This window comes from Pseudomonas abyssi (genome assembly GCF_002307495.1).
Classification (GTDB): Bacteria; Pseudomonadota; Gammaproteobacteria; order Pseudomonadales; family Pseudomonadaceae; genus Halopseudomonas; species Halopseudomonas abyssi.
Map to the genome: position 1 here is coordinate 176847 of NZ_NTMR01000005.1, position 24022 is coordinate 200868.

Sequence of the window (24022 nt, forward strand, 5' to 3'; positions counted from 1 at the left end):
GAACCCAGGGGCGGGCTTTTTAACATCGGGCAGTGCTGTTGCTTCTAGCTTGCAGCTTGAGGCTTAAAGCTTGCCGCTCCAGAAGTAGCCGTCAGGCAAACTTCTGGATGTTGGCCATCAGCTCGCGCAGTGCTTCGATGTTGTCTTTCGGGTGGACGGCGCCTTCGAAGCTGCACAGCTGCTCGAAGTTGGCGGCGACGTCTTCCGGGGTGAAGCCTTCGTCGGGGTTGAAGCCAATACCCAGGGAGCGCTCCCAGCGTACCTTGCCCATCCAGCCGCCGCCGACTTCGAACAGGCTGCCGGTTTCCTTGCACTCTTCGGAGCACAGGTAGGCAACCAGCGGGCTGACCAGTTCAGGCTTCAGCTTTTCGAATGCGCCTTCCGGGAACAGACCTTCGGTCATGCGAGTGCCGCCAGTCGGGGCAATGGCGTTGACGAAGATGTTGTTCTTGCGGCCTTCGATAGCCAGGGTACGGGTGAAGCCGTACAGGCCCAGCTTGGCCATGCCGTAGTTGGCCTGACCGAAGTTGCCGTAGATGCCGGAGGTGGACGAGGTGAAGATAATGCGACCGAAGTTGTTGTTCTTCATGTGGTCCCAGGCGGCCTTGGTAGTCTTGTAGGCGCCTTCGACGTGGACTTTGTAGATCAGGTCCCAGTCGGCATCGGTCATCTTGGCGAAGCTCTTGTCGCGCAGGATGCCGGCGTTGTTGACGACGATGTCGATGCGACCGAAGTTGTCCATCGCGCACTCGACGATGCGATCACCGTTGATGACGTTGTCCGGGTTGGCGATGGCGGTACCGCCAGCGGCTTTGATTTCTTCGACAACCTTGAGCGCGGCTTCGCTGTTGGCGCCTTCGCCGTTGGTGCTGCCACCGAGGTCGTTGACGACGACTTTGGCGCCGTGTTTCGCGAACAGCAGGGCGTGGGCGCGGCCAATACCGCCGCCAGCACCGGTTACGATGACGACTTTGTCGTCAAAACGGATATCGCTCATGGGTTGTCCCCTTGGTTTGTGCGGGTTGAAAAAGGCAGCCAGTGTCGAACAGTTGTTTGAACATGGCAAGGGGTGGGGCAGTGGTGAATAGTGGCTTATAAATGGGGCTGGCGGCGGTGTTGGGTGTATTGCAGGGGCAGCGGCCACGACATGTCGTGGCCCTACGGTGGAAGGTGGTGATGTTTGTCGTGGGCGCGGGCCAAGTGACGTATCACCGTATACGGTATGCCAGGAACCTATTTAGAGGGCTGCGTTAGCTGGTTGGGTGGGCCACCTGCCCCCGCCTGCGCAGGACCACGGCATGCCGTGGCCGGATTGCGCACGGTGGTGGAGTCAGACGGTCAGATAGCGCTGGATCAGATCGTCGTTCAGCTCAGTCATCGGGCCGTTGGCGACCATGCGCCCGCGTTCCATGATGAAGAAGCTTTCTGCCGCCCGGCGGGCGAACGGCAGCTTCTGCTCGACCAGCAGCACGGTCAGCCCCAGCTCGGTGTTGAGTTTGCGGATCACGTCGCTGATGTCGCGCACGATGTTGGGCTGAATGCCCTCGGTCGGCTCATCGAGAATCAGCAGCTTGGGGTCGAGCACCAGCGCCCGGCCAATCGCCAGTTGCTGTTGCTGACCACCGGACAGGTCGCCGCCACGGCGGTGTTTCATTTCCTTGAGCACCGGGAACAGCTCGTAGATGTGCGCGGGAATCTGCCGGGCGCGGTCGGGGCGGGCACCGAGGGAGATTTTCAGGTTCTCTTCCACCGTCAGCAGCGGAAAGATTTCCCGCCCCTGCGGCACATAGCCGATCCCGGAGCGGGCGCGGTTTTCAGTCGAGAGCTTGGTGATGTCGCGGCCCATCAGGCTGATCTGCCCGCTTTTCACCGGCAGCAGGCCGGTGATGCATTTGAGCAGGGTGGTCTTGCCCACGCCGTTGCGGCCGAGCAGGCAGCTGCAGCTGCCTTCTTTCAGCTCGAGGTCGAGATCCCAGAGGATGTGGCTCTGGTTGTAGAACTGGTTGATGCCTTGAATGCTGAGCATGGTCATTCCCCCAAATAGACTTCGACCACACGCGGGTCATTCTGCACCTGATCCATGGTGCCTTCTGCCAGCACCGAGCCCTGGTGCAGCACGGTGACCTTGCGGGCGATGGAGCGCACGAACGCCATGTCGTGCTCGACCACGATGACCGAGTGACGGCCGGCTAGCGAGGTCAGCAGTTCGGCGGTGTGTTCGACCTCTTCACCGGTCATGCCGGCGACCGGTTCATCAACCAGCAGCACGCGCGGGTTCTGCATCAGCAACATGCCGATCTCCAGCCACTGCTTCTGGCCGTGAGACAGGGCGCCGGCTTCCATGCGGAACTGCTCCTTCAGGCCGATCAGCTTGAGCACCTCGTCGATGCGGTCGAGCTGTTCGCCGGTCAGGCTTTTATTCAGCGTGTACCAGACGTGCTTGTTGGAGGCGGTGGCCAGTTCCAGGTTCTCGAACACCGAGAGTGCTTCGAAGATGGTCGGCTTCTGGAACTTGCGGCCGATGCCGCCGCGGGCGATCTCGTGCTCGGACAGTTTCAGCAGGTTCATGCGCTGGCCAAACCAGACGCTGCCGGTATCCGGACGCGTCTTGCCGGTGATGACGTCCATCATGGTGGTCTTGCCGGCGCCGTTGGGGCCGATGATGCAACGCAGTTCGCCGTCATCGATGTACAGGTTCAGGTTGTTCAGTGCCTTGAAGCCGTCAAAGCTGACGCTGACGTCCTCTACATACAGGATCGGGCCGTGGGTGGTGTCGACCTTGGTGGAGAAATCCGGCGCCGGCTGGACGAAGTCAAAGACCTGGTCGCGGCGCCAGGTTTCGCGCAGTTGTTCTAGCGGGTTCATTGTTTGTCTCCCTTGCGGCTGAAGCGGTCGAACAGACCCACGATGCCCTTGGGCAGCAGCAGGGTTACCAGTACGAACAGACCGCCGAGGATGAACAGCCAGGTTTCCGGTGAGAAGGTGGTGAAGAAGGTCTTGGCGTAGTTAACGCTGAACGCGCCGACAATGGCGCCGAACAGGGTGCCACGGCCGCCGGTTGCGACCCAGACCACCATTTCAATGGAGTTGAGCGGGGAGAACTCGCCCGGGTTGATGATGCCGACCTGCGGCACGTACAGCGCGCCGGCCACTGCCGCCAGCATGGCCGAAAACACGAACAGCCAGAGCTTGTAGCTTTCGACCTGATAACCGCTGAAGCGGGTGCGGCTTTCGGCATCACGGATGGCGATGATCACCCGGCCCATGCGCGAGGTAACGATGTAGCGGCAGGCCATGTAACCGATGATCAAGGCGAAGGCCGAGGCCACGAACAGCCCGACCCGGGTAGTCTTGGCCGCCAGATCAAAGCCGAGGATTTCCTTGAAGTCGTTCAGGCCGTTGTTGCCGCCAAAGCCCATCTCGTTGCGGAAGAAGGCGAGCATCAGGGCGTAGGTCAGCGCCTGGGTGATGATGGCAAAGTACACGCCGGTCACCCGCGAACGGAACGCCAGCCAGCCGAACACCAGAGCCAGCAGGCCCGGTACCAGCAGCACCATCAGCATGGCGAACCAGAACATGTCGAAGCCCTGCCAGTACCAGGGCAGCTTGTCCCAGTTGAGCACCACCATGAAGTCCATCAACTCCGGGTGGCCGTAGACACCGCGATCGCCAATCTGGCGCATCAGGTACATGCCCATGGCGTAACCGCCCAGGCTGAAGAAGGCGCCGTGGCCAAGCGACAGGATGCCGGCGTAGCCCCAGATCAGGTCGACAGACAGGGCCAGCAGGGCAAAGCAGAGAAACTTGCCGAGCAGCGCCACGGTGTAGTTGGAAACGTACAGCGGTGAGTCAGACGGCACCGCCAGATTGAGAATCGGCACGATGATGGCGGTGAGCAGCACCAGGCCCAGCACCAGCATTCCGCCTCGATCACTGAGTAACAGTCGTTGGGTAAGCATACTTCCCTCGTTCAATTCGGTTGTAAAAAGGAAACGGCGGCGGCGATCAGTCAGCCGCGGCGCGACCTTTCTGCGGGAAGAGTCCCTTGGGTTTCTTCTGGATAAACAGGATCAGCATGATCAGCACCAGTACCTTGGCGAGCATCGCGCCGGCCCAGGGCTCGAGGAAGTTGTTGATCAGACCCAGGCTCATGGCGCTGACCAGCGTGCCCCAGAGGTTACCCACGCCGCCGAATACCACCACCATGAACGAATCAATGATGTAGGCCTGGCCGAGGTTGGGGCCGACGTTGGTGATCTGTGACAGCGCAACGCCTGCAACCCCGGCGATACCGGAACCCAGACCAAAGGTGAGTGCGTCGATCCAGTTGGAGCGCACGCCCACGGCGCGGGCCATGGCGCGGTTCTGCGAAACGGCGCGGACCTTGAGGCCGAGGCTGGTGCGTTTCATAACCAGCATCAGCGCAAAGAACACCGCCAGCCCGAACAGCAGGATGTACAGGCGGGTGTAGGTGATCGACAGCACCGGGTTGATGCTCAGGGTGCCGCTGATCCACTCCGGTGAGCTGACCGAACGGTTGAGCGGGCTGAACAGGGTGCGGACGGCCTGCTGCAGCACCAGACTCAGGCCGAAGGTGGCCAGCAGGGTTTCCAGCGGACGGCCATAAAGGAAGCGAATCACGCCGCGCTCGATAGCAATGCCCACCAGCGCGGTGATCAGAAATGCGGCCGGAATGGCGATCAAAAGGCTCCACTCGATCAGATCCGGGAACAGCACCTGAATACCCCAGGTGGTGTAGGCGCCGATCATGATCAGCTCGCCGTGGGCCATGTTGATTACGCCCATCACGCCAAAGGTGATGGCCAGACCAATGGCGGCCAGCAGCAGGATGGAGCCCAGGCTGAGGCCGAAGAACACGTTTTCGATAAAGCGGTAGAAACTGATGCGGCCCTGAATGGACTCGATCGCCTTGGCGCCTGCGGCGCGCAGTGTTGCGTCTTCATCGTTCTCGGCGACGCTGCGCAGGGCGTTGCGGGCTTCCTGTTCCAGCGAGCCGCTGAGGGTGTCGATGGCGGCCATGCGTTGATCACGGTCACCGGTTTGCAGGTCAAACAGGGCCAGCGCCGCGTCGATTGCGTCGTTCACGCGGCCGGACTCCTCGCTTGGCTGGTGCTGGCGCAGCAGGGCGGCGGTCTCGCCATCCACGCCGTCACGGATAAAACGCTGAACGGCGGCGTAGCGCTTGTCGCTATCGGGGTGGCTGAGGTTGAGCTGCGCGACCATGCCGCGTAGCTGCGTACGCAGGCTGTTGTTGACCGGGATGCGGCGCAGGCCGCTGGTGCCGGTGAGGTCACTGCCGTTCAGAGCATCGGTCAGGGTGTCGCCGTTGCGGATGGCAACGACCGGGGGCTTGTCCTTGTTGGCCAGCAGATCGCCGACGATCAGGGCGGCAAGAATGTCAGCCAGGCGTTCGTCCTGCTGGCTGGCGAGTTGTTCAACGGTGGTGGCGCGTTGGCGAAGGTTGCCGCTGGGCAACTGGCGTACCAACTCGTCAAAGGTTGGCTGTGCGGGCGTGGCCTCAGGGGCTTCCTGGGCGCTGGTGTGCAGGGGCAGGCTGCACAGACACAGCAGCAGCAAACGGGTAAGCCATTGCTGTACGGCATGCCGGGGTGTCAGACGGCAGATCGGGATCATGGTCATGTCCTGATTGGATATCGGGTGGAACAGCTCAACGGGGCGTCGTTGCGCCCCGTCGGCAGAGGCGGGCCGTTAGCTGCCCGCCAGGTGGACTGCTTATTCGGCGGTGGTGCCGACGCAGCTCTTGGTCTGGGTGTTGTAGTTGCCGCAGCTGATCGGCGCGGTCCAGTCGGAGATCAGGTCCTTGCTGCCTTCCAGGTAATCGGACCAGGCATCGCCGGGTACCAGCTCTTCGGTGCTGGACACGGTCAGGAACTGGCCGTCGTCCTGGATTTCACCGATCAGAACCGGCTTGGTGATGTGGTGGTTGGGCAGCATGGTGCTGGTACCGCCGGTCAGGTTGGGGACTTCCACGCCAACCATGGCGTCGATGACCTTGTCGGTATCGGTGGTGCCGGCGGCTTCAACCGCTTTGACCCACATGTTGAAGCCGATGTAGTGGGCTTCCATCGGGTCATTGGTGACGCGCTTGGTGTCGCCGATGTAGTCGTGCCAGGCCTTGATGAAGGCTTCGTTTTCCGGCGTCTCTTCGCTCATGAAGTAGTTCCAGGCAGCCATGTGGCCGACCAGCGGAGCGGTGTCGATACCGGACAGCTCTTCCTCACCCACGGAGAAGGCAACAACCGGGATGTCCTCGGCGGATACGCCCTGGTTACCCAGCTCGCGGTAGAAAGGCACGTTGGCGTCACCGTTGATGGTGGACACCACCGCGGTCTTCTTGCCGGCGCTGCCGAAGCGTTTGATCTCGGCAACGATGTTCTGCCAGTCAGCGTGACCGAACGGGGTGTAGTTGATCATGATGTCTTCTTCAGCTACGCCGTTGGCCTTCAGATAGGCTTCCAGAATGCGGTTGGTGGTGCGCGGATAGACGTAGTCGGTACCGGCCAGCACCCAGCGCTCGATACCCAGTTCGTCTTTCAGGTAGTCAACCGCCGGAATGGCTTGCTGGTTCGGCGCAGCGCCGGTGTAGAACACGTTGCGCGAAGACTCTTCACCTTCGTACTGCACCGGGTAGAACAGGATGCCGTTCAGCTCTTCAACGACGGGCAGAACCGATTTGCGCGAGACGGAGGTCCAGCAACCGAAGATGGCATCGACGCCGTGTTGCTCCAGCAGCTCGCGGGTGCGCTCGGCGAACAGCGGCCAGTTGGAGGCCGGGTCTACAACGACTGGCTCAAGCTGCTTGCCAAGCAGGCCGCCCTTTTTGTTCTGCTCTTCGATCAGCATCAGCATGGTGTCTTTGAGCGTGGTTTCCGAGATAGCCATGGTGCCGGACAGCGAATGCAGTACGCCGACCTTGATGGTGTCCTCGGCCTGGGCGCTCATTGCCCCGAGGGCCATGCCACAGGCAACGCCCAGCGCGCCGACCTGTTTGACGATCTTCTTCAGAGTCATGTTCCTTTCCTTCTCTGTTGTTGTCTGGAGTGTCGGCAGGTGTTTCGCCGCCTGCAGACCCAAGAGCAGGGAACGTGCCAATGTTTGACAATGACTGACAATGTCAGCTGCAGAGCGCGTTTCAGCGGGGTTGGCAGTGGTTGTGGCGAGAGCCGGAGGAGGGGCTTCCCTGAAATGGTGCGCACTTTTTTGGTGCTATGCCCTGACGTGGTGCGAGGTCGTCAGCTGGGCGTTTGATTGTCATTTGGATATGATGCGCATTCTTGTTTGCAAGGAGGGAGCAGCATGCCGGCGCCGTTGGGACACATTCTGATTGTTGAAGACGACCGGCAGCTGAGTGGGCAGCTGGGGCAACTGCTGGAACACACCGGCTACGCCGTGCAGTGTTGCGATGACGGCAGCGCCGGCCTGGAGCTGGCGCTGCGCGAGCAGCACGATCTGTTGTTGCTGGACGTCAAACTGCCGGGCCTGAACGGCTTCAGCCTGCTCAAACGGCTGCGTCAGCACAGTCGCATGCCGGTCATCATGGTCACCGCCTCCAACGCCGAAGAAGAGCGCATTCGCGGCCTGCGACACGGCGCTGACGATTATCTGGCCAAGCCTTACAGTCTGGAAGAGCTGCAGTTGCGCATTGATGCGGTGCTGCGTCGTGTGCGCCCGCTTGGTGCGCGGCAGGCCGAGCCGGAGCAGCTGACGGTTGGCTCGTTGCGGCTTGATCGCGCGCAGCAATGGGCCGAGGCGGGCGATATGCGCCTTGATCTCACGCCTCTGCAGTTTCGTCTGCTCTGGCAGCTGGTCGCCCAGCGCGGCGAGGTCCTCTCCAAGCCTTACCTTTACCGTGTGGTGCTGGATCGCGAGTTCAGCCGCTACGACCGCAGCCTGGACATGCACATCAGCCGTATCCGGCGGCGTCTGATTGATGCCGGCCTGGGCGATGTGCTGCAGACCCAGCATGGCAGGGGGTACCTGTTCGCATGAATCGGCGGTTGTGGTGGAAGCTGTGCCTGACCCTGGTGGTGGGCATGCTGGTGCTGTTCTGGTCGATCTCGCAGCTGGCGCTGCAAACGGAAGAGGCGATGAGCTTCATTGATGAGGACCACCAGCAAACCCTGCGCAGTTACGCCGCTCAGGCTGAGGCGCTGCACAACGCCGGGGACGAGCAGGCCTTGGCGCGCTGGCTGCAGACGGTGCAGCAGCAGGAGAACACCTGGGCCGGTGTGGTACGCACGCAACTGACACCGCTGGGCGGCACCGTCGTTCCTGCTGGCTATGATGACGGCATTGCGCTGGGGCGCGATCTGTCATGGAAGATTCACCTCTACTTTGCCGAAAACCCGGTGATGGATGTGCCCTTTGCCGATGGGCATACGCGCTTTCTGATCAAGTTGCCGCAGCGTATGCGCCCCGGCAATTACTGGACCCACTCGCGTGTGCTGTTGCAGGTGGTGCTGCCCTTCACCGTGCTGCTGATCATCTGTCTGCTGCTCTACCGGCACCTGATGCATCCGCTGCGCAGGCTGGAGCTGGCGACCCGACGTTTTCGCGATGGTGACTACAGCGCCCGGGTGGGCGATCAGCTGCGCGGGCGCAAAGACGAACTGGCGGGGCTGGCCAAGGTCTTCGATGCCATGGCGGAGCGTACCGAGGAGCTGATCCTGCACCAGCGTCAGCGGCTGGCAGACATGTCCCATGAACTACGTACGCCGCTGACCCGCATCGAGATGGCGGTCAGCCTGGCGCGGCAGCAGGGCGGTGATGCCCTGCTGCTCGAGCGCATTCACGCCGAATGCAACGGCATGCGCCAGCTGGTGGAGGATGCCCTGACCTTGAGCTGGATCGAGCAGGAAGCACCGGTCTTACGCGATGAGTCGCTGGATCTGACCGAATTGCTCGACAGTCTGATTGACGACGCCCGCTTTGAATTTGCCGACCGCCAGCTGCAGGTGTCCCTGCCGGCGGTCGCACCGCTGGCACGCAGCAGCCATCGCGCGCTTGGGCAAGCCATTGAAAACGTGCTGCGCAACGCGCTGGACCATACGCCGGTCGACGGCGTGGTCCAGCTGACGCTGGCTGAGGCAGCAGACGAATGGCTGCTGAGCATCAGTGATCAGGGCAAAGGGGTACCCGAGCCCCTGCTGGAGGCCATCTTTCAGCCTTTCTTCCGCGCCCCGCAAGCTGCGGCGGGAGCGGCCGAGCGCGCTGGTTTTGGCCTGGGGCTGGCGCTGGCCCGGCGACAGATCATCGCCACCGGCGGCAGTATCCGCGCCTGTCCTGCGGCGGGTGGTGGCTTGTGCATGGAAATTCGTCTGCCGAAGGCGTAACAAATGTAAAAGCGGTTTGCTTTACGTCTCTGCTAAACAAGAATGGCACCCAAATAAGAATTTATGCCAACAACTACGCAGAGGATGCAGTATGCACCGTTACCCTACAGCCGGTCGCGCCGGCTTGCCTTTCCGGCTTTGTACTCTGGCCCTCGCGCTGGCAGCGGCCAGCGCCCAGGCTGACGAGCCGGCAGAGTTGCCCACCCTGGAGATTACCGGCCAGCACATTCAGGAAGCTGACGTGACCAGCGAGACGCTGGAGCATTATCAGGCCACCGACCTGGAAGACGTGTTTGCGTCCGAGCCGGAAGTCAGCGTCGGCGGCGGCCACAGCGTGGCGCAGAAGCTGTATCTGCGTGGCCTTGAAGACACCATGGTGAATATCAGTATTGATGGCGCCCAGCAGGTCGGTCAGACCTTTCACCACACCGGGCGGATCAATGTCGAGCCTGAGCTGCTGAAGGCAGTCGACGTCAAGGCAGGCACGCCCGATGCCTTGGCAGGCCCCGGTGCGCTGGGTGGTGCCATCCGCTTCGAAACCAAGGACCCGGAAGACCTGCTGCGTCCGGGCGAGTCTGCTGGCGCGCTGCTCAAAACCACCTACTTCAGCAATGCCGAAGGTTTCAAGGGTAATGGCACCCTGTTTGGTCGTCTCAACGATGCCTGGTCCGGCATGCTGATGGCCACCTACCAAGACCTGGATGATTACGAAGACGGCAATGGCGACACTGTTCCTGCCACTGGCGCCCGTCAGTCACTTGGCTTTGGCAAGGTGGTGGGGCACCTGACCGAGGCCCAGACCCTTCGTCTGAGCTATGAGCGTCGCGAGGATACCGGGCTGCGCAACCAGCGCCCGCAATGGCAGGCCAGCAGCTGGAACCCGAGCTACCCGCTTGAGAATGTGCGTGAAACCTGGAATGTCGGCTATGAACTGGCCCCCAGCGACAATCCGCTGCTGCACCTGGAGGTGTCGGCCTATCACACCGAGAACCAGCTGGAGCAGAACGTCATCGGCCGCTGGGGCATTTATCGCGCGCAAACCCAGTCCTGGGGTGGTGATGTGCGTAACACCAGTCGCCTGGGTGGCCATGAGCTGACTTATGGCGTCGACTACCGTCGTGACAGCCTGACTGCCGGGCCTGGCAGCGATCCGGATGCGAACGAGCAGGAGGGCAAGGTTTACGGTGTCTTCGTGCAGGATTACTGGAGTCTGGGTGAGCGCTGGCTGCTGGGCCTGGGCGGACGTTACGATCGCTACCAGCTCGATGGCAATCTGGGTGAGCGTTATCGCGAAAGCGGCTTCAGCCCCAACGCCAGCCTGCGCTTTCAGGCCACCGACGACCTGGCGCTATGGGTCTCCCACGCGCGTGCTTTCCGCGGCCCGCAGATTCGTGACGGCTTCAAGGTCGACATTGCGCCGCTGGACCCGGCCCTCAAGCCCGAGAAGGCGCGCAGCAACGAGGTCGGCTTCGACTACATCAGTGGCGGCTGGTTGCTGTCCGGTAAGTACTACCGTTCGACGATTCAGGACGCCATCGGCGATCCGGAGCCGCGTCCACGTATCTATGAAAACGCGGGTGATCTGGAGTCCAGGGGCTACCTGCTGGAAACCGCCTATCGCTGGAGCCAGCTTAGCGTCGGCATGAGCTACCACCATAACGACACTGACCTGAACGACGGCTACGACCTGAACATGTGGCAGCACAATGGCCTGGGCACCACCCTTGGTGACACCTGGACCCTGAGCGCTGACTATCGCTTCAGCGAGTCGCTGGAAATGGGCTGGCAGGGCCGCTTTGTCGAGCGCGTCTCGATGGATACGCTGGTGGGTGAAGTCGACAAGCCCGGCTATGGCGTGCAAGACCTCTACGCCAACTGGATGGTCCTCGATGACGAACGCCTGACCCTGTCGCTGACGGTCAAGAACCTGTTCGACAAGCAGTATCTGGATCACGCCAGCAATGGCGACTTTGAGGCTATTCCCGGCTATGAAGGCGTGATTGGCGCTTACGAGCCAGGCCGTGAAATTCGTCTGGGCATGACGATGCGGTTTTAAGCGTTTCACTTGAGCTGCGGCCCATAAAAAACGGCCAACCCGTGAGGGTTGGCCGTTTTTTTAGGTTTCGGGCTGAATGCTCAGATGATGGCGTGGGCACGGAAATTAGTCCCGTTTACGCGGGCGAGTAGCGCAGATTTATCGGGAAAAAGAGTCGCAGCATGTCTGAGGAGCGCAGCGACGAGTTCTGCGACTCCCCGATAAATCGAGCAACGCAGCGGACCCGAAGGGCCGCGTAGTCGGGTGCCCTGGGGGATTCAGGGAAGCGCTAACCCATTTCACACGCCCTCTGGCGCTCAGGCCGGTCCGTAATCAAGGCGTGGTTTCGAAGGCATGTCGGGACCTGTCGAGAAATCACAACGCAGGGTACGGATCGGCCTGAGCGCCCCGTAGGGCGAGCGCTCAAGCATGCATCTGCTGCGTTGCGCTACTTGCCAATAGAACCACTATTGGCTGCACATCGCGCCTTGCATCTACATGCTTGAGCACTCGCAGAGGGCGTGTGAAATGGGTTAGCGCTTCCCTTTGGGGGGGGCTGGGCAAGCAGCCCCCCTTGGCTCGCCGGGAAGGCGAAAGGCTGAGTCAGGGGCGGCACGACGCAGAAAGCAATTCACCGATAGCCCGCCCTCTGAATCAGACCAGCTCGATGGCAACCGCCGTCGCCTCACCACCACCAATGCACAGCGAGGCAACGCCACGCTTGCCGCCGGTCTGCTGCAGCGCGTTGATCAGGGTGATGATGATGCGTGAGCCGGTGGAGCCGACCGGATGGCCCTGGGCGCAGGCGCCGCCGTAAATGTTGACCTTGGCGTGATCCAGACCGTGTTCACGCATTGCCAGCATGGCGACCATGGCAAAGGCTTCGTTGATTTCGAACAGGTCGACGTCAGCGGCGCTCCAGCCGGTCTTGTTGAACAGGTTGGTCATGGCGCCGATGGGGGCCAGCGTGAACTCGCTCGGATCCTGGCTCTGGGTCGCATGGCCAACAATGCGGGCCAGCGGCTTGAGGCCACGGCGTTCGGCTTCGGCGGCGGTCATCAGCACCAGGGCGCTGGCGCCATCGGAAATGGAGCTGGCGTTGGCGGCGGTCACGGTGCCGTCTTTCTTGAAGGCCGGTTTGAGGGTCGGGATCTTGTCCAGATTGGCGTTCAGCGGCTGCTCGTCATCCTTGACCACGACCTCGCCCTTGCGGGTTTTGACCGTGACCGGGACGATCTCGCTGGCCAGGGTGCCGTTCTCGATGGCGGCCTGGGCGCGCTTGAGCGACTCGATGGCATAGGCGTCCATGTCTTCGCGGGTCAGGCCGTACTGGTCGGCGGTGTCCTGGGCGAAGGAGCCCATCAGGCGACCGGTGCGGGCGTCCTCCAGACCGTCAAAGAACATGTGGTCCTTGATCTCGCCATGACCCATGCGCAGACCGTTGCGGGCTTTCTCGAGAAGGTACGGCGCGTTGGACATGCTTTCCATGCCGCCGGCGACCATCACGCTGTTGCTGCCAGCCTTGAGCGCATCGTGGGCCTGCATCACGGCTTTCATGCCGGAGCCGCACAGTTTGTTGATGGTGGTGCAGCCGGTGGCGGCTGGCAGGCCGGCGTTCAGGCTGGCCTGGCGGGCGGGCCCCTGCTTCAGGCCGGCGGGCAGCACGCAGCCCATGATGACTTCGTCGACGTCAGCGGCGGCGATGCCAGCCCGCGCCACTGCTTCACGGATGCTGATGGCGCCCAGATCGACTGCACTGACGCTGGACAGGCTGCCCTGAAAACCACCCATGGGAGTACGTGCACCCCCAACAATTACGATGCTCTGGTCCGACATGACCGCTCCTGATTTAAGGTTGATTTTGCTTGTTTAGACTGCGGCAGGCGTTCTGGTCACAAAACGACTTTGTTTACAATTATACGCATGATGGTGCCAATGAAAATCCGTATGATGATTTCCGCTTGCGCTCGGCGAATCAGTCTGCACACTTGATATGGCTGGTCGGCAGCGCTTTACGACCGCTTCCATGCCCTGACAATCCCAACAACAGTAGGTCATTCAATGCTCAATACTCGAATCCTCAAGCCGGCCGATGAGGCTCACTCCACACCGTTGCTGATCAAGAACCTGCTGCTGACCGGCCAGCGCTACGAGCGCACGCAGGAGATCATCTACCGTGACCTGGTACGCTACGATTACCGCACCTTCAATGAGCGTGTGTGCCGTGCGGCCGATGCCCTGACCAAAGCGGGCGTCAAGGCGGGTGATACGGTGGCGATGATGGATTGGGACAGCCACCGCTATCTGGAGTGCATGTTCGCCGTCCCCATGATCGGTGCGGTGATGCACACCATCAACGTCCGTTTGTCCCCGGATCAGATTCTCTACACGATGAATCACGCCGAAGACATCGTGGTGCTGATCAACAGTGAGTTCGTGCCGATCTACAAGGCCATCGAAGACCAGCTGACCACCGTCACCACCACCATCCTGCTGACCGACGAAGAAGACAAGACGGCTGATCTGCCTGGCCTGGCAGGCGAATACGAGCAGTTGCTCGCCGCCGCTGAGCCGACCTACGACTTCCCGGACTTTGACGAGAACTCGGTCGCCACGACCTTTTACACCACCGGCACCACCGGCAACCCCAAAGGCGTGTATTTCACCCATCGTCAGCTGGTGCTGCACACCCTTGGGCAGGCTACGTCCATGGCCGCGCTGGACAGCGTGCGTCTGCTGGGCAACCGCGACGTCTACATGCCGATCACCCCGATGTTCCACGTTCACGCCTGGGGCCTGCCCTATACCGCGACCATGCTGGGGGTCAAACAGGTCTACCCCGGTCGTTATGAGCCGGAGCGCCTGGTGCAGATGATCAAGGAGCACAAGGTCACCTTCTCCCATTGCGTACCGACCATCCTGCAGATGGTGCTCAATGCCGAAGGCGCCAAGAACTTCGACTTTGGCGGCATGCGCGTGATCATCGGCGGCAGCGCCCTGAATCGCTCGCTGTACAACGCGGCCAAGGCCAAGGGCATGCAGCTGGGGGCGGCTTACGGCATGTCTGAGACCTGCCCGCTGATCTCCGCCGGCTATATCAACCTGGAGGATGAAGCCGCCAGCGAGGAGCAGCGTATTAGCCAGCGCATCAAGGCCGGTGTGCCGGGGCCGCTGGTCGAGGCGCAGGTGATTGCCGCGGATGGCAGCTTCCTGCCCAAGGATGGTGTGACCCAGGGTGAACTGGTGCTGCGCGCGCCCTGGCTGACCCAGGCTTACTACCGTGAGCCGGAAAAGAGCAAAGAGTTGTGGGCCGGCGGTTGGATGCACACCGGTGATGTGGCGACCATCAGCCCCACCGGCACCATCGAGATCCGTGACCGCATCAAGGATGTGATCAAGACCGGTGGCGAGTGGTTGTCTTCGCTGGAGCTGGAAGACCGTATCAGCCGCAGTTCGCTGGTAGCCGAGGTGGCCGTGGTCGGGGTGCCTGACCCGCGCTGGGATGAGCGTCCGTTTGCGCTGATCGTGCCGGCAGCAGGGCAGACCGTCAGCGCCCAGGCGATTGCCGATCACCTGATGCCGAGTGTCGAAGAAGGCCATATCAACAAGTGGGCCATTCCGCGTCAGATCGCTGTGGTATCGGAAATCCCCAAGACCAGCGTCGGTAAACTCGACAAGAAGCGCATTCGCGGGGACATCGCCGGCTGGCTCGAGTCCGAGGCAAGCTGCATCTCCTCGCTGGACTGAGCAGGCACTGCTGAAAACAGGCCGCAACGGGGTAACCCGCTGCGGCCTTTTTGTTGCGCGCCGGTTACTTTTTGGAATGATTCATCAGGCGGTAAGTGTCTCAAACGATCGTTTGCACAAGATGTTGATTTTGCTGCTGTATGGGGCGATTTTGGTGGGTTTTTGCGTTATTCACCTGGCTTATTGCCGCACGTTCGCGGGACACTCAGGCTTGATTAGCTCGCACTCACGCAGTAGAGTCATGGCCCTCTCAAGTCCTATAAAAAACCTAATAAATCCGTCGCTGCTTACCCCGTTGTCTATGCTCTGGGTAATGCGGGCGATGTTGTGCGTCTGAAAGTATGACGGCAGGCACCGCGTGTGCCCCTTGAGGGAATCACACCGGTCATGGTCGTTGCAGCTCTGCGCTGGGCCGGTTACCCCAAACAACTCCAAGCAGAACAGGGCGAATCAATGAAACCCACACATCTTGCATCTACACTCCTGGCCTCCGCGCTGCTGGCACCGTCTGCCTTTGCCGCTGTGAGCGAGCAGGAAGCCGCCAAGCTGGGCGACAGCCTGACACCGATCGGTGCAGAAACCGCAGGCAATGCGGCCGGCACCATCCCGGCCTGGACCGGTGGTCTGGCGACGGACGCCGCGCCGGTTGATGCCAACGGCTTTCTGTCCAACCCCTACAGTGGCGAGCAGCCGCTGTTCGTGATCACCGCCGCCAACTACGAGCAATATGCTGACAACCTGGCGCCGGGTCAGATCGCGATGTTCAAGCGCTACCCCGACACCTTCAAGATGCGCGTATTCCCCAGCCACCGTTCAGCTGCCTTCCCGCAGGCCGTCTACGACGCCACTGCGAAGAACGCGACCAACACCACTCTGGTACAGGGCGGCAACGGTCTGGAGAACTACACCGTGGCCAACGCCTTCCCGATCCCGGCTGACGGTCTGGAAGTCGTTTGGAACCATGTTACCCGCTACCGTGGTGAGTCCTTCCAGCGCACTGTGGTGCAGGCTACTCCGCAGGTTAATGGCAACTACAACGTTGTTCGCTTTGTAGAAGAGTATGCGATCCCGACTGGCCTGCAGGACTACGAGGCCGGCAGCGCGACCGACATGCTGTACTACTTCAAGCAACAGGTGACCGACCCGGCACGTCTGGCCGGTAACGTGCTGCTGGTGCACGAGACCATCAACCAGGTCGCCACCCCGCGTATGGCCTGGATCTACAATGCCGGTCAGCGTCGCGTGCGCCGTGCCCCGCAGGTGTCCTACGACGGTCCGGGTACTGCCGCTGACGGCATGCGTACTTCCGATAACCTCGACCTGTACAACGGCGCGCCGGATCGTTACGACTGGGAGCTGGTCGGCAAGCGCGAGATGTTCATCTCCTACAACAACTACGAGCTGGGTTCGCCGCAGGTCAAGTACGACCAGATCTTCCAGGCTGGCCACATCAACCAGGATCTGGCTCGCTATGAGCTGCACCGCGTCTGGGAAGTGGTTGCTAACGTCAAGCCGACCGAGCGCCACATCTATGCCAAGCGTCACATGTTCATCGACGAGGACTCCTGGCAGGCAGCGCACATCGACCACTACGATGGTCGTGGCGAGCTGTGGCGTGTAGGCGAGGCGCACGCGATCCAGCGTTATGCTGACGGCGTGCTGGGCTACACCATGGAAACCCTGTACGACCTGATCGCCGGTCGCTACCTGGTCATGGGTGCCAACAACGAAGAGCGTAGCAACTACAGCTATGGCTATGAACTGACCGGCGCGGAGTTCACTCCGACCGCACTGCGTCAGTCCGGCGTGCGCTAAGCGTTCTTTGCAGTAACCAAAACGCCCGGCTTTGCCGGGCGTTTTGCGTTGTGCGGTAGCGCTGCTTTCAGCAGGCCTGCGCGACCCAGTCGTTCAGGTTGTAGTAGTTGCTGATACGGGCGACCTTGCCGTCTTTGACCTCAAAAAAGGCGCCGGCCGGCAGCACGTATTTCTGGCCGTTGGCCGGCGGCAGGCCCTCGTCGTCGGCCAGGTATTCACCGTTGACGACAAACTCGGCAGCGGCGCGGCTGCCGTCGGCGCTGACCATGATGACCATGTCGGTCAGTTGTTCGCGGTAGCAGCGATTCATCTTGTCCATGAACTCGGCAAATACTGCCTTGCCGACCTGCCGCTCGCCCTGGTTGATGTCGTGCACCACATCGTCGCTGAGCAGGGCGAGAAAGGCGGGCATGTCGGCGGCATTGAAGGCGTCGTAGTAGGCCTGAATCAGATCCTGGGTGGTCACGGTTCTAGAGCTCCTGTTACGGGTTAGGCTGCAGCCATGATAAGTTGCCCGCAAGTGCCGGTACAGACGCCGGCGAGACAAACTGGCAGCGAGTTTCAGCATGGACATTCAACTGCTCAGCGGGCAACAGATCGCGCCCTGGATTGATGCATTGGCGGAGCTGCGAATTCGTGTGTTTCGTGACTTCCCCTATCTGTACGACGGCAGCCGCGAGTATGAAGCGCAATACCTGTCTACTTACCTGCGTAGCCCCGACAGCCTGTGTGTGCTGGTGCAGGACCAAGGTCAGGTAGTCGGTGCGTCCACGGCCTTGCCGCTGGCGGATGAGACGGACGAGTTCAAGCTGCCCTTTGTCGAGCAGGGGTGGGATTGCGAGCGCATCTTCTACTGCGCCGAGTCTGTTGTGCTGCCGGCCTGGCGCGGCAAGGGGCTGGGCGTGCGTTTCTTTGCCGAGCGGGAGTCCCATGCTCGGCGGCTGGGGCGTTTTGACTGGTCCGCTTTCTGCGCGGTGCAGCGCCCGGCAGATCATCCGCGGCGGCCTGCGGACTACCAGCCGCTCGATGCCTTCTGGGCGCGTCGCGGCTACCAGCATCACCCTGAGCTGGCGACGGTCTACCGCTGGCGCGATCTGGATGAAACCGAAGACTCGGCCAAGCCGATGTCGTTCTGGCTTAAGGAGCTAGTCTGATGATCACCCTTGCAGCTTGTCAGTACCACATCGATCTGCTGGAAACCTGGGACGCTTACGCCGCGCATCTCACCTCGTTGTGCCAACAGGCAGCCGAGCAAGGTGCCCAGCTGTTGCTGTTGCCCGAGTACGCCGGGCTGGTGCTGAGCGGTCAGCTGCCAGCTGCCGAGCGCGCTGACCTGCATGCCTCCATTGCCGGCATCCAGCCGCTGCTGCCGCGCTGGCTGGCGCTGTGCGAGCAGATCGCGCGGGACTGCAACGTCTACCTGCAGCCCGGCTCGATGCCGGTGCTGGACAACGATGGGCAATACCGCAACCGCGCCTGGCTGTTTGGCCCCGAGGGCTGTCTCGGCCGTCAGGACAAGCTGATGATGACCCGCTTTGAATTGGAGCAGTGGAACATCGCCGGCGGTAGCGAGCTGACAGTATTCGACACCGACCTGGGCAAGCTTGGCATTCTGATGTGTTATGACAACGAGTTCCCCATGCTGGCGCGGACCTTGGCTGAGCAGGGCGCGGATCTGATTCTGGCGCCCAGCTGTACCGACACGGTTGCCGGCTTTTATCGGGTGCGCACTGGCGCGCGGGCGCGGGCACTGGAAAACCAGATTGCGGTGCTGCAGTCGCCGACCGTCGGCATGGCCGGCTGGTCGCCCGCGCTGGATGAAAACAACGGCCGCGCTGCGCTCTATGTGCCTTCGGACTACGGCATGCCGGCCGACGGTATCGTCGCCGAAAGCCTCGAGCTATGCCCGGACAGCAGTCAGTGGCTGATCTGCCAGCTGGACCTGGACGAGGTGCGTCGGCTGCGGGACCACGGTCAGGTATTTACCCGGCGGGACTGGCCGAAGCAGTTCCGGGTGGTGAGTGCCTAGGGTCTGTCGACGTTTCGTTCGCCCGCCTGCCGGAGGCCATTTTTTCGGCCAGGCAAGGCGGAGGAAGCGTAGTGTAGTTGATCTACATAAGCGACCGACAACGTAGCATGGCTGAAAAATGGCCCCGGCCCTGTGGGTTGCGCCTGTAAGGCCGCCACTCGGCGTCGCTCGTCGCTTATTTGGAATGACCAAACTGCGCTCCTCGCTTCTTGATTGGCGACCTTACAGGCAGCAACAGGCGGACGAACGAAACGTCGACAGACCCTAGCCGAGTGCACCACATGCGGCGGCGTCGATCACCTCTTTGACCAGCAGCAGCGCTGATTCAAGGCGTGCTTTGTCGAGCGAGCCCAGCGCCAGTCGGATTGCCTGCGGCCTGTGATCACCCACTGCAAAGGGTGCTGCGCTGGATACCGACACCTTGCGTTGCAAGAGTGCGGAGACCACCTGCTCGGCGCGTACCGTGGCCGGTAGCGGCAACCAGAGAAAATAGCTGTTTGGATGCCCGTGCCAGGGCAGGCCATGCAGCACGCGGCGAGCACATTGCTGACGCGCGGCCGCATCGCGGCGCTTGGCCTGCTCCAGTTGCTGCACTGTGCCATTGGCTATCCAGTCGCAGGTGATGCGGGTGAGGATGGCGGGGGTATTCCAGGTCGTTGCTCTGATCGCGCGTTCCAGAGGGGCTACCCGGTCGCTTGGGGCGACCAGATACCCTACCCGCAAGCCGGTGGCCACGCTTTTGGAAAAGCCCGAAACGTAAAGGGTGCGCTCTGGCGCAAAGTTGTATAACGGCGCTGGTGGGTCCTCCGCGAGAAAGGCATAGGCGGCGTCTTCGATCAGCAGCAGATCATGTTTGCGCGCCATGGCGGCCAGCCGCTTACGCTGCGCACGACTCATGACCCAGCCCAGCGGATTGTGCAGCGTGGGCATGCAATACAGGGCACGCACCTTGCGACGCTGGCAGAGTGCGTCGAGTGCGGCCAGATCCGGCCCGTTGTCGTCTGCGGGGAGCGGCAGCACCTCCAGCTGCAGGGCGTGAGCAATCGTCTTGAAACCGGGGTAGGTCAGGGCGTCGGCGGCAATCACGTCACCCGCTTTGAGCTGGCTCATCAGGGCGACGGTCAAGCCGTGCTGGGCACCGCTGACCAGCAACACCTGCTCAGCGCTAACCGCCAACCCGCGCGTGCCCAGGTGGCCTGCGATGATCGCGCGTTCGTGCCGGCGCCCGGCGTGGGGCTGGTAACGCAACAGCGCATCCAGATCGCCTGCGTTGGCCAGCTGGCGTAGCGCATCGCGCAGCAACTCAGGCTGTTCCGGCAATTCCGGGTAGTTGAAGTTCAGATCGAACATGCCCGGTGCGGTTGGGCTCTGGTCGATGCCGTGGCCAGCAGGCACGCTGGTTTCCCGCACAAAGGTACCGCGTCCGGTTTCGGCGCTGACCAGCCCCATTGACTCGAGCTCGGCGTACACGCGCGACGCGGTGGTCAGGGCGAACTGCTCCTGCCGCGCCAGGCTGCGATGGGTGGGCAGGCGAGTACCGGGTGGCAGCGCGCCGGTGCGGATCTGTTCGGCGAGGTGGTCAACCAGGCGCTTGTAGCGAGCTGCAGGCATTGTTGTATCCATGACAATTAATTGATTGTCATGGTCTTTCAACTGATTCTGCGCGGCAACAGCAACCTGCTCAGAGGGTGAAATGCCATGCACATCAGTATCCTGACCTTCGATGGATTCAACGAGCTCGACTCCTTTATCGCCTACGGCATTCTCAATCGAGTGCGCCGTGACGACTGGCGCGTGACCATCGCCAGCGCGGTCGAGCGCCCGCGTTCGATGAACGGGCTGGTGGTTGATCGGCAAGTCTCGCTGGCAGAGGCGTGCAGCGCGGACGCGGTGCTGGTCGGCAGCGGTATGCAGACGCGGCAGATTGCTGCTGACGACGGGCTGATGGCGCAGCTGCACCTCGACCCCGCGCGCCAGTTGCTGGCGGCGCAGTGCTCAGGCGCGTTGCTGCTGGCCAAGCTTGGTCTGTTGAACGGTATCCCCGCGTGCACTGATCTGACTACTCGTCCCTGGGTCGTTGAGGCAGGAGTTGAGGTGCTGGAGCAGCCGTTTTTTCAACAGGGCAATATCGCCACCGCCGGTGGTTGTCTGGCGTCGGTTTATCTGGCGGCTTGGCTTATCTGGCGGTTGTCGGGGGAGGCGGCGGCGGCACAGGCGATTCATTACGTCGCCCCATTGGGTGAGAAGGATGCGCTGGTGCAGCGCGTGCTGGAGCAGCTGCGCTCCTCTGGCTAAGTCCATGCTTGCCTCGGCGAGATACTGATCGCAGGATGGTTCTGGAGAGGATTTGCGCGGCGGAGGGCAGGGTAATGAACACAGTATTCGGCGGCTGTCTTTGCGGCGCCGTGCGCTTGCGCGCGGAGGGTGAGCCGCTGCGCGTGGGTGTCTGCCATTGTATGGATTGCCGCAAGCATCATGGCGCACTGTTTCATGCCTCGGCTATTTTCCCGGGTGCGGCAGTGCAGGTGACAGGTCAAGTCGCAGAGTACGCGGGACGATACTTCTGCCCGGTCTGCGGCTCGTCGGTTTATTCGCGCAGTGGTGATGAGATGGAAGTGCACTTGGGTGCGCTGGATGCGCCGAGCCTGTTTGCGCCCAGCTACCAGCTGTGGACCTGTCGCCGCGAGGCCTGGTTGCCTGCCTTTGCTGGCCTACAGGGCCATGAGCGCGACCGCGAAGGCTGACAGCAAGCAACTGTTCATTATTTGTTCATCTACTGATCCTAGCTTAAGGGGATGGCGCCTCATGCGCCGCCTTCCTCTTTCGACCACAGGATCAGGTCATGCAAGACTCCCCGGGCTCCTTGAGCTGGCTTGAAGCCGAACTGGCTGATGCGTTTGACGAAGATCTGGAAATGGAAATCTCCGATCCGGAACTGTCGCTGGCGCTGCGCCGTATCTACAAATCCAACCATGCCCCCACACTGGAACGACGCCACTATTTTGAAGCGCTGCTGCCGCTGCAGTCCGAGCTGATCAAACTGCAGGACTGGGTTGCCAGTACCGGGCAGAAGGTTGTGGTGGTGTTTGAAGGGCGCGATGCGGCGGGTAAGGGCGGGGTGATCAAACGTATTACCCAGCGGCTCAATCCGCGTGTTTGCCGGGTGGTGGCCTTGCCCAAGCCGACCGACCGGGAGCGTACCCAGTGGTATTTCCAGCGCTATGTGCCGCACCTGCCGGCCGCCGGTGAAATCGTGCTGTTCGACCGCTCCTGGTATAACCGCGCCGGGGTCGAACGGGTGATGGGCTTTGCCAGCGAAGGCCAGGTGGAGCAGTTCTTCGAGGATGTGCCGGAGTTTGAGCGCATGCTGGTGCGCTCGGGGATCATCCTCATCAAGTACTGGTTTTCGATTACCGACGAAGAGCAGCAGATGCGCTTTCTCATGCGCATTCACGACCCGATGAAGCAGTGGAAGCTCTCGCCCATGGATCTGCAGTCGCGGGTGCGCTGGGAGGACTACACCCGGGCCAAGGAAGAGATGTTCGCGCGTACCAACATTCCCGAGGCGCCCTGGTACATCGTTGAGGGCAATGACAAAAAGCGCGCGCGGCTGGACTGCATCCATCACCTGCTGGACCACATACCCTACCAAAGCGTGACCCAGGACAAGATTGATCTGCCCGATCGGGTGTTTGATCCGGATTACGAGCGCCAGACCCTGCCCAACGAGCTTTACGTTCCCAAGCGCTACTGACCCTGACGCCATCGCACAGCTTGCCGGGCGTCACCGCTCTGTCATGCGGCGAGCTGATGATGGCTTTTTCTCAACGGAGGAGTTTCCATGAACAGCAACGCAGAAGCGTTACAGGCACCGCAGGCAGTCAGCGGCAGCCGCTGGCCCCAGTGGCTGGCCGTACTCGGATTGATCTATGTGCTGATCTGCGCGGTCAGCATGATCGGTTCCGGTTTCAAGGCGGCAACGGGAGGGCAGGCTCAGGAGCTGTTCTCCTTTGCCTCCAACCCCTATGTGGGCCTGGTGATCGGCATTGTTGCCACGGCGCTGATTCAGTCGTCCTCCACCGTTACCTCACTGATCGTCGGCATGGTCGCGGGCGGGCTGCCGGTGGGTATCGCCATTCCCATGATCATGGGCTCCAACGTGGGCACCACCGTGACCAACACGTTGGTCAGCCTCGGCCATGTGCGTGACAAAAGCGAATTTCGACGGGCCTTTTCGGCGGCCACCGTGCATGACTTTTTCAACCTGATTGCCGTTGCGATCTTTTTACCGCTGGAGATCATGTTTGGCCTGCTGGAAAAGGTATCGGCCTGGCTGGCAACCCTGCTGGTGGGCGCGGACAGCTATTCGATGTCCGACATGAACTTCGTGAAAAGCCTGACCAAGCCCTTCGTCAACCTGGTCGACAGCGTCACCGGCTTGCTGCCGGGGGCCATGGCGGGTGCGGCAATGGTGCTGGCCGGGTTGGTGCTGATCTTTGTGGCCATCACCTACACCGGCAAGCTGCTCAAGGTGCTGATGGTCGGCAAGGCGAAGGAAGTACTGCACTCGGCGATCGGCCGTGGGCCGGTTGCCGGCATCGCTTCCGGTGCGCTGGTGACCACCTTTGTGCAGTCCTCCTCGACCACCACCAGCCTGATGGTCCCACTGGCCGGCTCCGGTACCTTCAGCCTGAGGCAGATCTATCCCTTCATGCTGGGTGCCAACATCGGCACCACGGTCACGGCCTTGCTGGCCGCCACGGCGGTTGGCGGGGCGGTGGCATCGTCAGCGCTGCAGATTGCGCTGGTGCACCTGATGTTCAACGTCTTCGCCGTGGTGGTGATCTTTGGCCTGCCGTTCCTGCGTGACCTGCCCATCAAGGGGGCCGAATGGCTGGCCGATATTGCGGTCGAGAAGAAGATCTTTGCCGCCATCTGGATGCTGGGTGTGTTTATCGTGCTGCCGCTGCTGCTGATCGCGGCGAGCATGGTGTTTTGATCACCAGATACTTCAAAGGAAGG

20 protein-coding genes are annotated in these 24022 nt (G+C 61.6%); 11 read left to right on the forward strand and 9 right to left on the reverse strand.

Annotation, left to right across the window (positions count from 1 at the left end; all coding sequences use genetic code 11):
- Positions 1-91 precede the first annotated feature (91 nt).
- The 6 genes from CNQ84_RS05500 to urtA all read right to left on the reverse strand — a co-directional run bounded on the left by CNQ84_RS05500 (position 92) and on the right by urtA (position 6999).
- Positions 92-997, reverse strand: coding sequence for an SDR family oxidoreductase (locus CNQ84_RS05500; RefSeq protein ID WP_096003905.1), 906 nt, complete (start codon positions 995-997; stop codon positions 92-94).
- A gap of 333 nt (positions 998-1330) precedes the next feature.
- The gene (gene urtE, locus CNQ84_RS05505; RefSeq protein WP_088274669.1) at positions 1331-2026 is read right to left on the reverse strand and encodes an urea ABC transporter ATP-binding subunit UrtE; all 696 of its coding nucleotides are present in this window, start codon (positions 2024-2026) and stop codon (positions 1331-1333) included.
- Positions 2027-2028: 2 nt separating this feature from the next.
- The gene (gene urtD, locus CNQ84_RS05510; protein ID WP_096003906.1) at positions 2029-2865 is read right to left on the reverse strand and encodes an urea ABC transporter ATP-binding protein UrtD; all 837 of its coding nucleotides are present in this window, start codon (positions 2863-2865) and stop codon (positions 2029-2031) included.
- Positions 2862-3974: an urea ABC transporter permease subunit UrtC gene (gene urtC / locus CNQ84_RS05515; protein ID WP_425439947.1), complete on the reverse strand. Its 1113-nt coding sequence runs from the start codon at positions 3972-3974 to the stop codon at positions 2862-2864. The genes urtD and urtC overlap by 4 nt, the downstream gene beginning before the upstream one ends.
- 31 nt (positions 3975-4005) lie before the next feature.
- Positions 4006-5655, reverse strand: a complete 1650-nt coding sequence (gene urtB / locus CNQ84_RS05520; protein WP_096003908.1) for an urea ABC transporter permease subunit UrtB — start codon at positions 5653-5655, stop codon at positions 4006-4008.
- 99 nt (positions 5656-5754) lie between these two features.
- Positions 5755-6999, reverse strand: a complete 1245-nt coding sequence (gene urtA, locus CNQ84_RS05525; RefSeq protein ID WP_407920664.1) for an urea ABC transporter substrate-binding protein — start codon at positions 6997-6999, stop codon at positions 5755-5757.
- 339 nt (positions 7000-7338) lie between these two features.
- On the opposite strand from urtA, the gene CNQ84_RS05530 reads away from it, so the two are divergent.
- The 3 genes from CNQ84_RS05530 (at position 7339) to CNQ84_RS05540 (ending at position 11430) form a co-directional block, all read left to right on the forward strand.
- Positions 7339-8031: a response regulator transcription factor gene (locus CNQ84_RS05530; protein WP_096003910.1), complete on the forward strand. Its 693-nt coding sequence runs from the start codon at positions 7339-7341 to the stop codon at positions 8029-8031.
- Positions 8028-9374, forward strand: coding sequence for a sensor histidine kinase (locus CNQ84_RS05535; protein ID WP_096003911.1), 1347 nt, complete (start codon positions 8028-8030; stop codon positions 9372-9374). The genes CNQ84_RS05530 and CNQ84_RS05535 overlap by 4 nt, the downstream gene beginning before the upstream one ends.
- 91 nt (positions 9375-9465) lie before the next feature.
- Positions 9466-11430 (forward strand): TonB-dependent receptor domain-containing protein, encoded by a 1965-nt coding sequence (locus CNQ84_RS05540; protein ID WP_096003912.1) that lies wholly within the window; start codon positions 9466-9468, stop codon positions 11428-11430.
- A 633-nt stretch (positions 11431-12063) separates the two neighbouring features.
- Here the strand turns inward: CNQ84_RS05540 and CNQ84_RS05545 are convergent.
- A complete protein-coding gene (locus CNQ84_RS05545; RefSeq protein ID WP_096003913.1) occupies positions 12064-13245 on the reverse strand; it encodes an acetyl-CoA C-acyltransferase in 1182 nt (393 codons plus the stop codon).
- Between the two features lie 225 nt (positions 13246-13470).
- On the opposite strand from CNQ84_RS05545, the gene CNQ84_RS05550 reads away from it, so the two are divergent.
- Both CNQ84_RS05550 and CNQ84_RS05555 read left to right on the forward strand, forming a co-directional pair.
- Positions 13471-15156: a fatty acid--CoA ligase gene (locus CNQ84_RS05550; RefSeq protein ID WP_096003914.1), complete on the forward strand. Its 1686-nt coding sequence runs from the start codon at positions 13471-13473 to the stop codon at positions 15154-15156.
- A 453-nt stretch (positions 15157-15609) separates the two neighbouring features.
- Complete coding sequence (locus CNQ84_RS05555) at positions 15610-16971, forward strand: DUF1329 domain-containing protein (protein WP_096004038.1); 1362 nt, start codon at positions 15610-15612, stop codon at positions 16969-16971.
- A gap of 67 nt (positions 16972-17038) precedes the next feature.
- Here CNQ84_RS05555 and CNQ84_RS05560 read toward each other — a convergent pair whose 3' ends face one another.
- Positions 17039-17437 (reverse strand): ketosteroid isomerase-related protein, encoded by a 399-nt coding sequence (locus CNQ84_RS05560; protein ID WP_096003915.1) that lies wholly within the window; start codon positions 17435-17437, stop codon positions 17039-17041.
- A 100-nt stretch (positions 17438-17537) separates the two neighbouring features.
- On the opposite strand from CNQ84_RS05560, the gene CNQ84_RS05565 reads away from it, so the two are divergent.
- Entirely contained in the window at positions 17538-18125 is a 588-nt protein-coding gene (locus tag CNQ84_RS05565; protein WP_096003916.1) for a GNAT family N-acetyltransferase, read from the forward strand.
- Positions 18125-19000 (forward strand): carbon-nitrogen hydrolase family protein, encoded by an 876-nt coding sequence (locus tag CNQ84_RS05570; protein ID WP_096003917.1) that lies wholly within the window; start codon positions 18125-18127, stop codon positions 18998-19000. Before CNQ84_RS05565 ends, CNQ84_RS05570 begins: the two co-directional genes overlap by 1 nt.
- Before the next feature lie 264 nt (positions 19001-19264).
- Here CNQ84_RS05570 and CNQ84_RS05575 read toward each other — a convergent pair whose 3' ends face one another.
- Positions 19265-20611 carry an aminotransferase-like domain-containing protein gene (locus CNQ84_RS05575; RefSeq protein ID WP_096003918.1) on the reverse strand — a complete coding sequence of 449 codons (1347 nt, stop codon included), beginning with the start codon at positions 20609-20611 and terminating at the stop codon, positions 19265-19267.
- A gap of 87 nt (positions 20612-20698) precedes the next feature.
- Here CNQ84_RS05575 and CNQ84_RS05580 point away from each other — a divergent pair, with 87 nt between their 5' ends.
- From CNQ84_RS05580 to CNQ84_RS05595, 4 genes are all read left to right on the forward strand, one after another.
- Complete coding sequence (locus CNQ84_RS05580; protein WP_096003919.1) at positions 20699-21295, forward strand: DJ-1/PfpI family protein; 597 nt, start codon at positions 20699-20701, stop codon at positions 21293-21295.
- A gap of 74 nt (positions 21296-21369) precedes the next feature.
- A complete protein-coding gene (locus CNQ84_RS05585) occupies positions 21370-21744 on the forward strand; it encodes a GFA family protein (protein ID WP_096003920.1) in 375 nt (124 codons plus the stop codon).
- Between the two features lie 98 nt (positions 21745-21842).
- A complete protein-coding gene (ppk2, locus tag CNQ84_RS05590; RefSeq protein ID WP_096003921.1) occupies positions 21843-22754 on the forward strand; it encodes a polyphosphate kinase 2 in 912 nt (303 codons plus the stop codon).
- A gap of 87 nt (positions 22755-22841) precedes the next feature.
- Entirely contained in the window at positions 22842-23999 is a 1158-nt protein-coding gene (locus CNQ84_RS05595) for a Na/Pi symporter (RefSeq protein WP_096003922.1), read from the forward strand.
- Positions 24000-24022 lie beyond the last annotated feature (23 nt).